The organism is Pseudoalteromonas sp. 0303 (assembly GCF_013349995.1).
Taxonomy (GTDB): Bacteria; Pseudomonadota; Gammaproteobacteria; order Enterobacterales; family Alteromonadaceae; genus Pseudoalteromonas.
Window position 1 is genome coordinate 377,598 of sequence record NZ_JABVXF010000001.1, and the last position, 13,203, is coordinate 390,800.

The window sequence follows — 13,203 nt, forward strand, 5'->3', positions numbered from 1 at the left end:
AATAATTTCAACTTAAACGCATGCAAACAGCGATTCACCGCTAACAATTTAACTCTTAACCTTATTTACGGTAAAACACAGCTTTTTAACATTGGGATATTAAAAAATGAAAATTGCACACAGCTTATCTGCTATTGCATTGGGATTAACACTTGCTACGCAAGTGAATGCCGCAGAGTTCACTTTTGCAAAATCAATTAAACCGAACGACAACACCCTAGTTTTATTTTTAGATACAGATAGCCAAGTTGCTAACTTTAATTATTTAAAGCCAGAAACCCAAACCCACCTAAATAAAGTCATTGAATTTAGCGACTTTAAAGCAGGCTATGGCAAAACGTTAGAAGTTATCGCACCAAATGGTAGCGACCATCAACGCATCTTACTTGTTGGCTTAGGAGAGCAGCCAAAACTAGATGCAGCAAAAATGGCAAAACTAGGTGGTAACGTTCACGCTAAATTACAATCGGCTAAACAAGCCAATGTTAGCCTTGATTTTTCAGAGCTAAAAGACAGCGCAATCAATGCTAAATATGCAGCAGAATTTGCACATGGCGCAAATTTACGTGACCACCGTTTTGAGCAATACAAAAAAGAACAAGACAGCCATGTTGTTAACTACACATTAGATGTTGAGAATTTAGACCAAGCGGTTAAAACCCATAAACTACTACAAAGCATTGAACAAGGTGTATTTTTAGCACGTGACTTAACGTCTGAAGTTGCAACAGAAATGACGCCGGTTGATTTTGCTAAAGCGGCAAAAGAGCTTAAAAAGTTAGGTGTTAAAATTACTGTTTTAGAGCCTAAGCAACTTAAAAAGCTGGGCATGGGTGCACTTGAGGCTGTTGGCCGTGGTAGCGAAGAAGGTGCACGTTTAGTGGTTGCTCATTATCAAGGTAATAAAAACCCCCCTATCGCATTAGTAGGTAAAGGTATTACCTTTGATTCTGGTGGTTACAGCCTTAAAACAGGCGCTTCAATCGCCCGCATGAAATCAGACATGGCAGGTGCAGCAGCCGTACTAGGTACTGTTAAAGCTATGGCACTGGCTAAAGCCGACACAAATGTCGTTGCTGTCATGGGTATGGCAGCTAATATGGTATCGCAATTTGCTGTTGCACCGGGTGACGTTGTAAGAACCGCTGAAGGTTTAAGCGTTGAGATTGTAAATACAGATGCTGAAGGCCGTTTAGTATTAAGTGATGCAATGTGGTATGCCCGCGACAAGTACAAGCCAAGTATTATGGTTGATGTTGCGACCCTAACTGGGTCTAAAATTCGTGCTGTAGGTAATGACTATGCGGCTGTATTCTCTGATGACGACACGCTTGTAGAGCAACTAACTGTTGCTGGTAAGCAAGTAAACGAGAACCTATGGCGTTTACCTTTAGGTTATGAAGATGCATTAAAGTCAGACATAGCTGATCTTAAAAACATTGGTTCACATGGCCCAGGTGCTACTACCGCAGCGAGTTTCTTACAAAACTTTGCCGGTGACACACGTTGGGTTCACATTGATATTGCTGGTAACGCGCTAAATTCTAAAGCAAAAGATGAACTAGCTGAAGGCGGTACAGGCTATGGCGTGCGTTTACTGTCTAATTGGTTACTAAATAACGCACAGTAATTAGGCATTGCGCTTAATCAAGTGGTTATAAGCTATTATAGCCACTTGATTGTCTTGAGTTTTTCTAATTAACACTAAAGACACATTTACATCATCAACAAACAGCCTATATGCTAATAAGCATTAAGGGATAATAATAAGATTGATACGCAATGACGACGACCAATAGTACACCTAAAATTATGGCGCTCACTACGCATAGCATCTTTTTTGATGCCTATGAAACAGCAAGCGACACACTGATTACGCAAAAGAAAATATGGGCATTAGCCCAATATTGCCAAAGCAGTGATGACTTTGTTGATGTAGTCCCTGCCAATAATAATTTAACGCTTTATCTAAAAGAGCCCGCTCAACTTGCTGGCTGGCTACCACGATTACTTGAACAATGGCACGAACTAAAAGCCACTGACTTTAACTCACGTCATCATAAACTTGCTACTCGTTATGGTGGTGAATATGGGCCTGATATAGCGCATGTTGCTAAACATCATAATCTGTCTGTTGATGATGTTGCTCAAATGCACAGTAGTGCCAAATACCACGTACTATTTTTAGGCTTTAAACCCGGTTTTGCTTATTTAGATGGTTTAAATCCACAACTTTACACACCTCGTCATGCTGAACCAAGGCTCTCTGTTCCAAAAGGTTCTGTTGCTATCGGCGGCGATCAAACCGGTATTTACCCTGAAAGCTCCCCTGGTGGCTGGCAAATTATTGGTCATACAGATTTTCGTCTGTTTAATATCAATGCAGCTTCGCCTTGTGCTATTGAACCTGGTGATACTTTAGAGTTTGTTATTCAGGAGGTGTTAAAATGATCACTATCATCAAACCTGGCATGCAAATGTCTATACAAGATCAAGGCCGCACAGGCTCTCGGCATTTAGGCATTGGCCAATCAGGTTGCATTGACCCTTACGCTCAAGTTATTACAAACCGTTTGGTTGGCAACGACGACAACAACCCCGTTATTGAGATCACTTTGGGTCTTGCCGAAATTCAGTTCGATAACGATTACTACATTGCTCTGCACGGCACTGATATGAAAGCCACAGTGAATGGCAACCCTGTTGATCCTGGCTGGAGCTTTTACATAAAAAAAGGCGATGTATTAAAGTTTAATGCTGCACGTCATGGTTTTAGAAGCTACCTTGCTATTGGCGGCGAGTGGCATTTACCTGAGCCCATTTTAGATTCTTACTCAACAGATATATTAGCGGGTTTTGGTGGCTTAACCGGTCAAGCACTACAGGCTGGCGATAGTTTTGATATAACGCCAAGGTACAATACCAAAGTTGGCTTAGGCGCGATGCTACCACCTAAAAGTACACAAATTCGTATTCATGCTGCACCACATGCAGCACTTTTACCAAAAGACACCATCGTTAACTTTATAAATCATTCTTGGCATGTATCGCCTAATAGTAACCGCATGGGCACAAGACTATTAAGTGATGAGTGTGATATCAGCCATGATGTTTCATTACCCTCTATGGCTGTTGCTCCTGGCTGTATTCAGCTTCCGCCAAACGGTGAACCCATAGTGCTATTAAACGATGCGCAAACAACGGGTGGTTACCCATTGCTCGGCACCGTGATCGAAGCCGATCTTCGTCATTTTGCACAATTAAAACCCGGCGATTTCCTTCACTTTAAGTTTGTTACACTCAACGAAGCCCACGAGGCACAAGAAAAGCTAACTGCGCACTTAAATCAACTTGCGATAGCGCTAAACTATATTAATAAATAGTGTTAATGTATTGGTGTTTAAAAAGCGAGCATAGAAAGTCTTTGCTCGCGTTGCCTTCATGGCTTGTCTATACATTTAAAAAGGTAAAAACCCTACGCATTCCTTTGCACCAAAGCTGTGCAGGAAATGTAGTAACAAAAGCCTTTATTCCAGACTCATTATCATCCAATTTGCACAAATCAAGCATTTAAACTGCTCACCGTTTAACCACTTACCCCATACTGGTGCAAAGAGGTAACTGCAGGTGCATATTTTATTCTCAATTAATTAAAAAACCTGTGTGACTTAGGTAATTATTTCTGTTAAAACAAACATTCGCAGTTATATAAATTCTGTTAACTGCGCACATATTTGGAATGAGGAGTCACTATGTGTTCAATTTTTGGGGTATTAGATATTAAATCTGATCCCGCTCAATTGCGTAGCCAAGCAATTGAGATGTCAAAACTATTAAGGCACCGCGGGCCAGATTGGTCTGGCGTGTATTCATCAGATAAAGCTATTTTAGTGCACGAGCGTCTAGCGATTGTTGGCGTATCAAGTGGTGCACAGCCTTTGTACAACCCTGAGCGTACAAATATTCTTGCTGTTAACGGTGAAATTTATAACCACAAAGAGCTCGCTGCCAGCTTAGAAACTGATTTTACTTTTCAAACTCAGTCAGACTGTGAAGTTATTTTGGCTTTATATAAGCAAAAAGGCCCTGAGTTTTTAGACGATTTAAATGGTATTTTCGCCTTTTGTTTATACGACGAAGAGCAAGATGCCTACTTAATTGGTCGTGACCATATCGGGATTATTCCGCTTTATACGGGTCATGATGAGCATGGTAACTTTTATGTTGCATCAGAATTAAAAGCATTATCGCCAATTTGTAAACATATTGAAGAGTTCCCTCCGGGTCATTTCTTGTGGAGCAAAGATGGTCAACTTCGTAAGTATTACAGCCGTGATTGGCAAAGCTATGATGCAGTAAAAGACAACGAAGCAAAAGCGAGCGATGTTAAAGAAGGCCTAGAAGCAGCTGTTAAACGTCAATTAATGTGTGACGTTCCATATGGCGTTCTATTATCCGGTGGTTTAGATTCTTCTGTAATTTCAGCTATCACACAGCGTTTTGCTGCAAAACGTATCGAAGATAATGACGAGTCTGATGCATGGTGGCCAAAACTGCATTCATTCTCTGTGGGTCTTGAAGGTTCACCCGATTTAGCAGCTGCACAAAAAGTAGCTGATATGATTGGCACGGTTCACCACCCTATTCACTTTACTATTCAAGAAGGTATTGATGCCCTACGTGAAGTGATTTATCACATTGAAACGTACGATGTAACCACTATTCGTGCCTCAACGCCGATGTACTTAATGGCGCGCCAAATTAAAGCCATGGGTATTAAAATGGTGTTATCGGGCGAAGGTGCAGATGAGCTATTTGGTGGTTACCTTTATTTCCACAAAGCACCCAATGCGCAAGAGTTCCACGAAGAGCTTAACCGAAAAGTCTCTAAACTACACATGTTCGACTGCTTGCGAGCTAATAAATCAATGGCAGCATGGGGCGTTGAAGCGCGTGTGCCATTCCTAGATAAAGAATTTGTTGACGTAGCAATGCGTATCAACCCTGAAGCGAAAATGTGTAAAGACGGTAAAATCGAAAAACACATTATTCGTGAAGCGTTCGACGGCTATCTACCAGACGACGTACTTTGGCGTCAAAAAGAGCAGTTCTCTGATGGCGTAGGCTATAACTGGATTGATACTTTAAAAGAGTATGTGAACGAACAAGTTAGCGATCAAGACCTTGCTAATGCTAAATACAAATACCCGATCAATACGCCTGATTCTAAAGAAGCGTATTTCTATCGTAGTATTTTCGAAGAGCACTTCCCTGGTGATGCCGCTGCGAAATGTGTTCCGCATGGCAAATCAGTTGCTTGTTCTACTCCTGAAGCACTCGCTTGGGATGCATCATTCCAAAACAATGCTGATCCTTCAGGTCGTGCTGCTGGCGTTCATAACGACGCTTACAAAAAGTAGTAACTTTGTGCTGCAAGCCCTGTGTTTGCAGTACTTTCCTCTCAATTGAAATAATTTGCTTTGAAATAATACTGTCATCAAATTATTCCATTCCCGACCCAATTTGTTCACAATTCCAACAAAAAACGTAAAAAACTGCATTTATTCGGCTGTTTAGGGACAAAACCATTTACATTTTTTTCCGAACTTCTACACTAAAGACTAGACTTTGGTACAAATTTAGTTCGTCTACAAACTAATTTTAAGTTTTATACGTAAAAGAGTCATGAGTTGAACAAGTGCCATCCGGCCGTTTAGCTTTCTGCTAGATATAACTACAACAAGAGGTATTCATGAGCGAACATCATGATAAGTACAGTATCGACAATACCGACTACACCGTCGGTCAGGACAATGTACAAAAATGGGGTTTTGATGTGCATAACCCTGTATTTGGCATTAGTGCTGGTTTAATTGCCCTATTCTTAGTGGCAACACTTATTTCAGATGCTGAAACAGCAAAAACAACCCTGAATGGTATTAAGAACGACATTATTAATAACTTTGATGGCTTTTTTATGTGGTCAGCAAACTTATTCGTATTGTTTTGCTTAGCGTTGATTGTTTCACCATACGGTAATATCCGCCTTGGTGGTAAAGAAGCACGTCCAACTCATTCGCGTATTTCTTGGCTTGCAATGTTATTTGCTGCAGGTATGGGTATAGGCTTAATGTTCTGGGGCGTCGCCGAGCCTGTTGCCTATTTTACAGGTTGGTACGAAACACCACTCGGTGTTGAAGCAAACACGCCAGAAGCTGCTAAACTGGCAATGGGTGCAACTATGTTCCATTGGGGTTTACACCCTTGGGCAATTTACGCCGTTGTTTCGCTTTCTCTCGCGTTCTTTTGCTATAACAAAGGTTTGCCGTTATCAATTCGTTCAATTTTTTACCCTATTTTAGGTGACAAAGCGTGGGGCTGGCCTGGCCACCTTATTGATATTCTAGCTGTACTTGCCACTCTATTCGGCCTTGCAACGTCTCTTGGTTTAGGCGCGCAACAAGCTGCTGCAGGTATTAACCATGTATTTGGTACTGATAGCGGAATTGGCTTACAAATTGGCGTTATTGTAGGTGTTACATTACTTGCTGTTATTTCTGTTGTTCGCGGTATCGACGGCGGTGTAAAACTACTTAGTAACGTAAACATGCTTATTGCTTTTGTATTACTTGTATTTGTTGCACTTGTTGGTTTTTCTGCAGCATTTGGTAACCTACCTAATACAGTTATGGGTTATGTTGAAAACATTATTCCACTAAGTAACCCACATGGTCGTGAAGATGAAACATGGATGCATGGCTGGACTGTATTCTACTGGGCTTGGTGGATTTCATGGTCACCGTTTGTTGGTATGTTCATTGCGCGCGTATCTGAAGGCCGCACAATCCGTGAGTTCTTAATTGCTGTATTACTAGTTCCTACTGTTGTGACTATCTTCTGGATGTCAATTTATGGTGGTATCGCTATTGAACAAGTTATTGATAAAGTGGGTGTACTAGGTGAAAAAGGCTTAACTGATGTACCACTAGCTATGTTCCAAATGTTTGAAGCCCTACCAATGTCACAAGTGCTTTCATTCATTGCAATTGTGCTAGTACTCGTGTTCTTTATTACGTCATCTGACTCAGGGTCATTAGTAATCGACTCAATCACTGCCGGTGGTAAAGTTGACGCGCCAGTGCCACAACGTATCTTTTGGGCAACAATCGAGGGTGCTATTGCAGCTGCACTTGTTTGGATTGGTGGCACACAAGCAATCGAGGCCTTACAAGCCGGCGCCGTATCTACGGGCTTGCCGTTTACCTTTGTATTGCTATTAATGTGTGTGAGTTTACTCCTAGGTTTACGAACAGAACCAAGACACTAAACACGCCTTTAAATAATAAAAAAACGCCGCATTTTTGCGGCGTTTTTTATTTATAAGCTTTGCTCAATTAATTTAAATTACCCAGCAAAAACTGTTGCTACGAGCGCTATATGAGTAATTCGCTTAGCGGCGTATCAGGGCGGTAATGATAAGCTATTTGCGCTTGTAGCAGCTCTGCGGTGGCTGTGGCGTCATTAAGTGCATTGTGGTTTTGATACGCAGGTAACGAATAACGAATGCGAGAGTCAGCTAAGCGCACAGAATCAATCTTAGAATTAAACAATCGCCCAAGTAACCCCTGCTTTGCTTTAAGTGCACGCGTTTCCAGATCAAGCGTGTCTATAACAGCAAATTCAAGCCCTTCACCTAAGCGTGCTTGCAACGCTTGATATAAAAAGTGCCGTTCAATAGGCGCAAAATGAACCACAATCACTTTGCCTTTTAATGCTGCTAACAATGGCTCCATAATTGTTGAAAAGTCTGGTGCATCGCTCACTTCTGAGTGAGTTATACCATGAATAACAATCGACTCTTCAGCAAGCTTGCGCCTTGGTTGAACAATCCAATGTTGGCTATCTTTACAAAAAATACGCTTAGTATTGAATGGGATTAAACCAACACTGACTATATCGTCATTTTGATAATTTAGACCGGTTGTCTCAAAATCAAGTGCTACTAAGGGAACATCGCTAATTGGCGTGTTTAAATCACAAATAGCTGATTCATAAAACGCTTGAATCAGCGGCTGTTTGCTCTGTGCTAATAACTGCTGATACCGAGTCGGCCAATCAAGTTTTGCGCCTTGTTTTGCCATTACTTCATCCCAGTGTTAGCAGAGTATCTGAATTTTAGGAAATTCTGCGCTTTATCTAAAATCGCAAACGCTTCTTTAAGGTTTCGCTGTTCAAAAGGAGAAAGTAAATGAGGCTCTAAGTCGTTATCTGGCGCTTCATCAAGCTTTTCTATTTGCCACGCTTGGTGTCTTATTCTGATCATGGCAATGTACTCTAGGGCATCTCGTAAATCTTGTGCTTTACCTTCAGGGAGTAGTTTAGCTTCGATAATATCTTCTAAACGCTCGAATGAATTTTGTTTACGACTGCCTATCGCTAATGCATGCACACGTATTACGTCAGATAAAGGTGCAGTACCGCGGCGTTTTAAGTTCATAGAGCGCTTGTGTTGGCCATTATGCTCTAACACAAAGTCTTTAAAGAAACCTAAAGGCGGTGTTCTGTTACGTGCGTTAGCGGCGAGGTTAGCTAAGAAACGCTTATTCTTGCGCCCTTCTGTTGCGATAAAGCGTTTGAGCTCATCGGCCCATTTGTTTTTACCGTAAACACCGTCTAAATCAAAAAAGATCGAGCTATGTAATAAAGCCTGCGGTTTAGGTTCGGCCATCCAACCTGCAAATTGTTCTTTCCACTGCTCGCGTGTTAAACGCCACTTTTTAAATGACGCCATAATTTCACCTTCACAGTACTTATAGCCACATTCAGCTAAACCATCACAAACAAAATCAGCTAAATTCTGAAAATACTCGTCATGTAACTCCTCGTTAAAACTATTATCAAGGATAATAGCGTTATCTTGGTCGGTCACAATTAATTGCTCATCCCGAGCCATTGAACCTAAAGCGATAAAGCAATAAGGAACCGGCGGTGGGCCAAACTTTTCTTCAGCTAAATCAAGTAAACGCTGTTTGAAGGTACGGCCTATTACAGCCATTGCGGTACCAATCATGTGAGAATTAGCATCTTCGTTAACCATGCGTACAAAGACATTAGGTAGCTGCCTTGCATAGTGAGCTAAATCTTCAACAGATTGCTGCGCTAAAATGCCACGTACTAACAATAAGCTACTTTGCGACTCGTAGCGTAAAATATCCGATAACGAAATAACGCCAATCGGCTTTTTCTTAACGACTACAGGCAGGTGGTGAATGTTATCTCTGAGCATTGCAAGCACGGCTTCAAACACATAGGCATTGCTATCAAGCAATACTAAGTCTTTTTGCATTATTTGCGCGGCTGGCGCTTCGTAACTTAAGCCTTCAGCAATAACACTGGTACGTAAGTCACGGTCGGTAATGATGCCAACTACTTGGCCGTCGTCGTCATCAGGATCATCACTGATTGGTTTATCTGCATCAGTAACCAGCACAGACGATACCGACTCTTGCGTCATCAATTGCGCAACCATTTGCACTGAGGCATCTTTTGCCACAGTGACAACATCACGATGAAGAAGCGACTTAACCTTGGCGGTTGTTAAATCGTTGCTGTCTGCCTGTTCAACAATTGCTTGGTGAAGGCGCACATTACCATCGGCTTCAAAAAAATCAGCAAATGTTTCGTATTCGTCGCAGTATTGATTAAACAACTCAACATTAATGCAATAAACTAAGGTGTCTTCGAGTGCCTTTGCAGGAAAGCGTACTTTGCGGTTCATCAGAAGGCCCATTTGTCCAAAAATGCCACCGATAGTTAAACGGTTGTATAAATCACCATCACGACGATATATCTCTACAGCACCTGTTCGAATAACAAATAAATCAGCAATATCCTCGCCATAATTTAGTATTTCAGTGCCTGCGCGAAAATAAGCGATTTCTACTTGTGTAGCGAGTTTATTTACCGCCTCTTCAGGAAGATCATCAAAAGGGGCATGATCAGAAAGAAATTGGGCTATATCGACGTGTTCGGCTTGCATACGCGTACCTAGTTTTAAACATTTGATTTAATTGTGAGGGTAATTGGCTATTTTTTCAAAGAAAAAATAGCCAATTAAGTAGGATTAAGCCTTTTCTAACTCTTCAGCCAGAAGTTTCGACTCATCTCCCCTTGGTTTAGTAAAGCGGGCTAAACCTAGGTAAATAACAGGCGTTAAATATAGAGTAAATAACACCGCTAGTGCTAAACCGCCAAATACTACCCAACCAATGGCGTTACGAGCCTCAGCCCCTGCACCGGTAGATAAAATAAGTGGTAATGCACCCAATAAGGTTGAAACTAGCGTCATCGCAATTGGGCGAAGGCGCACTAGTGCGGCCTCTTCTACCGCCACTCTAACCGAGCGGCCTTGGTCACGTAATTGGTCGGCAAACTCCACCAGCAAGATGGCGTTTTTAGCAATTAGACCAATCAGCATCACTAAACCAATTTGCGAGTAAATGTTTAATGATGTACCTGTTAGATACAGCGCTAGAATTGCAGATGTAATTCCAAACGGTACTGTGATCATAACAACGATTGCACTATTCACACTTTCAAATTGTGCTGCCAATACCAGAAGAACAATTAAAAAGGCCAGAACATAGGTCACTAATACTTCATTGGCAGTTTCTTCAAAGGTTAATGCCTCACCTTTAAACGCCAAGCTGATTCCAGATGGTAGAGATTGCTCTGAAATATCACGAATTTTTGTAACCAGCTCAGCAATAGTTACGCCCTCAGGCATTTCCATGCTCAGTTCAATAGCACGGCGCTGCGCGTGGCGCTCAAGCTCAGCGGCAACACCTTCTTCCGTAATTGTTGCCACACTACTTAATGGCACTAACTGAGCATTGCGGCCACCAACATACAAGTTAGCTAAATCGCTCGGGTTTGTGATGGTTTGGTTTTGTGCTTGCAACATAATCGGGATTGATTGGTCACCAATGTTTAAATCGGCAATATCATCACCATTGATTGCAGCGCGAAGTGTTACAGAGATATCACTGAGCGATACACCGAGCTCTTCAGCACGACGTCTATCAATATTGACCCGTAATTGTGGCTGTGACGGCTGATATGAAATACGCACAGGTGCCACTTCTGGCACTGCTTTTTCTATTTCAGCAGAGAAGTCTTGAGCGGCTTTAAATATCTCGAGGTAGTCTTGGCCCAATAAGGCAAGCTCAATACCACCGCCTTGACCACGCAAGTTCAAACTATTTGAACCACCAGGGTAACCAGCCGCACCAGGAATATTACCTAAAGGTTCACGTATTTTATTGATAATTTCTTGCTGACTAAAATGACGTTCGTCCCAATGTTTAAGCGGCACAGTAATAAATACAATATTTGGATCCCACTGCCCAACCACAGTGTAAATAGACTCAATATCACCACTTTCAACATACGGCAGTAAGATATCTTCCATTTGCACCGCTTGTCTGTCCATAAAGTTCAAGCCAACACCATCTGGACCACGGGCAAAAATACGAATTTTACCGCGATCTTCTGTTGGTAATAACTCGTTATCTAAATTGAAATACAGTGCACCAGAGCCTGCAGCAACCAACAAACATGCAAAGAAGGTAAGCCATGCATGTTCAAGTACACCGTGTATTGTGCGTTTATAAACAGCAGCTAACACATGGCCAACTTTTGCAAATGGATGAAAACCGCCCTGCTTTAATTTTAGTTTTGATGTCAGCGCAGGGACCAAAGACAGCGCTACAAAACTTGAAATGATCACAGCGCCAGCTAATACCCCACCAAACTCTCTAAATAGTCGCCCTGCTGTTGAAGGTAAAAAAGCGATAGGCACAAACACCGCAGCTAATACGGCGGTTGTTGCCACAACAGCAAAGAAAACTTCACGGGTACCAACCACTGCAGCTGCACGGCGACCAAGACCTAAGCCCCGCTGACGTTGTATGTTCTCACTTACCACAATGGCATCATCTACAATTAGGCCAGTAGCTAACACGAGTGCAAGTAAGGTAAGAATATTATTCGAGAAACCAAGTGCCCAAATAAGTGCTAAAGAGCCAATTAATGCAACAGGTATCGCAAATGCAGGAACCAGCGTTGCGCGCCATGAGCCAATAAACACCCACAGTGTGATCACCACTAGTAGCACGGTTAGTAACAAGGAGTTAATAACTTCATCAACTGAGCTTCTGATAAACTGCGCATCGTCAGAGGTTAAAGTAAATTCCATTTCAGGAAAACGCACTCGCATACGTTCGATTAAAGTTAGCACTTCATCCGAAATTTCAATGGTATTAGATTGCGCCTGACGAATAATTTCAATGCCAATCACAGGTGTACCATTGAGCCTCACGAACGAACGCGGATCAGCTGGGCCAAAGTAAACAGCCGCAACATCGCCAATACGGGTATCGTCACGAACGATGATATCGGCTACTTGTTCTGCAGAGATTGACGTTGCATCAGCACGAACGATCACCTGTTGATCGCTTGATTTTAAACTACCCGCAGGCACATCAAAGGGAGCCTGACGAAGTACATTGGCAATATCTGGTACCGTAAGGTTAAAGCTGCTTAGCTTAAGTGGGTCGATGCGCACTCTAAGAACCCGTTCGCGGTCGCCATTTAAACGAACATCGGCAACACCAGGAATGGTTAAAAACTGCGGGGCTAAGTCAACATCAACACGCTCTGTCAACGCCTCAAGGGATAAGCTATCACTTGATACCGTTAAAGATACTACTGCTTCGGCATCGTTATCGGCTTTAATAATTGATACCCGTTCAACTTCTTCAGGTAGTTCACGCTGCACACGGGCTACCGATTCGCGTGTTTCGTTTGCAGCATCATCTAGATTAACACCGGGGCGAAACTCAACCACAATACGAGCATTGTTTTCTTCACTTTGTGCACGAATCGACTTTACACCACTTACCCTGGCAACCGCCCCTTCGAGCTTACTAGTCACTTCGGTATCTACGGTCTCCGGTGAACCACCAGGGAAAGACGCTGATACAGTAATGCGTGGTCTATCAACATCAGGAAGCTCACGTACTTCAACCCCTGCTATTGCAGCAATACCGGCGATAATAATGAGTAAGTTAAGTACCACAATTAAAACAGGGCGACGTATCGCCATTGATGGTAAGTCTTCCATCATAGGTTGCTGTTTCATCA

At 42.3% G+C, this 13,203-nt stretch carries 8 protein-coding genes; 5 read left to right on the plus strand and 3 right to left on the minus strand.

All coding sequences use genetic code 11. The features are described from left to right. The first annotated feature begins 106 nt into the window (after positions 1-106). From HUS62_RS01785 to HUS62_RS01805, 5 genes are all read left to right on the plus strand, one after another. Positions 107-1,630: a leucyl aminopeptidase gene (locus HUS62_RS01785; RefSeq protein ID WP_175078352.1), complete on the plus strand. Its 1,524-nt coding sequence runs from the start codon at positions 107-109 to the stop codon at positions 1,628-1,630. A gap of 152 nt (positions 1,631-1,782) precedes the next feature. Beyond that, positions 1,783-2,451, plus strand: a complete 669-nt coding sequence (pxpB, locus tag HUS62_RS01790; RefSeq protein ID WP_175078353.1) for a 5-oxoprolinase subunit PxpB — start codon at positions 1,783-1,785, stop codon at positions 2,449-2,451. Next, positions 2,448-3,383: a biotin-dependent carboxyltransferase family protein gene (locus HUS62_RS01795; protein ID WP_175078354.1), complete on the plus strand. Its 936-nt coding sequence runs from the start codon at positions 2,448-2,450 to the stop codon at positions 3,381-3,383. The genes pxpB and HUS62_RS01795 overlap by 4 nt, the downstream gene beginning before the upstream one ends. Before the next feature lie 369 nt (positions 3,384-3,752). Beyond that, a complete protein-coding gene (gene asnB, locus HUS62_RS01800; protein WP_058585067.1) occupies positions 3,753-5,420 on the plus strand; it encodes an asparagine synthase B in 1,668 nt (555 codons plus the stop codon). A gap of 332 nt (positions 5,421-5,752) precedes the next feature. Further along, complete coding sequence (locus HUS62_RS01805) at positions 5,753-7,327, plus strand: BCCT family transporter (protein WP_063527756.1); 1,575 nt, start codon at positions 5,753-5,755, stop codon at positions 7,325-7,327. Between the two features lie 106 nt (positions 7,328-7,433). Here HUS62_RS01805 and HUS62_RS01810 read toward each other — a convergent pair whose 3' ends face one another. The 3 genes from HUS62_RS01810 to HUS62_RS01820 all read right to left on the minus strand — a co-directional run bounded on the left by HUS62_RS01810 (position 7,434) and on the right by HUS62_RS01820 (position 13,201). Then, a complete protein-coding gene (locus tag HUS62_RS01810) occupies positions 7,434-8,141 on the minus strand; it encodes a 3'-5' exonuclease (protein ID WP_175078355.1) in 708 nt (235 codons plus the stop codon). Next, complete coding sequence (locus HUS62_RS01815) at positions 8,141-10,039, minus strand: DUF294 nucleotidyltransferase-like domain-containing protein (protein ID WP_175078356.1); 1,899 nt, start codon at positions 10,037-10,039, stop codon at positions 8,141-8,143. Before HUS62_RS01815 ends, HUS62_RS01810 begins: the two co-directional genes overlap by 1 nt. An 84-nt stretch (positions 10,040-10,123) precedes the next feature. Further along, complete coding sequence (locus HUS62_RS01820) at positions 10,124-13,201, minus strand: efflux RND transporter permease subunit (RefSeq protein WP_175078357.1); 3,078 nt, start codon at positions 13,199-13,201, stop codon at positions 10,124-10,126. Positions 13,202-13,203 lie beyond the last annotated feature (2 nt).

What these genes read in the sequence shown, in the direction of transcription:
- HUS62_RS01785 (WP_175078352.1), top strand. Translation starts at nt 107, where the DNA reads ATGAAAATTGCACACAGCTTATCTGCTATTGCATTGGGATTAACACTT.
- pxpB (WP_175078353.1), top strand. Translation starts at nt 1,783, where the DNA reads ATGACGACGACCAATAGTACACCTAAAATTATGGCGCTCACTACGCAT.
- HUS62_RS01795 (WP_175078354.1), top strand. Translation starts at nt 2,448, where the DNA reads ATGATCACTATCATCAAACCTGGCATGCAAATGTCTATACAAGATCAA.
- asnB (WP_058585067.1), top strand. Translation starts at nt 3,753, where the DNA reads ATGTGTTCAATTTTTGGGGTATTAGATATTAAATCTGATCCCGCTCAA.
- HUS62_RS01805 (WP_063527756.1), top strand. Translation starts at nt 5,753, where the DNA reads ATGAGCGAACATCATGATAAGTACAGTATCGACAATACCGACTACACC.
- HUS62_RS01810 (WP_175078355.1), bottom strand. Translation starts at nt 8,141, where the DNA reads ATGGCAAAACAAGGCGCAAAACTTGATTGGCCGACTCGGTATCAGCAG.
- HUS62_RS01815 (WP_175078356.1), bottom strand. Translation starts at nt 10,039, where the DNA reads ATGCAAGCCGAACACGTCGATATAGCCCAATTTCTTTCTGATCATGCC.
- HUS62_RS01820 (WP_175078357.1), bottom strand. Translation starts at nt 13,201, where the DNA reads ATGAAACAGCAACCTATGATGGAAGACTTACCATCAATGGCGATACGT.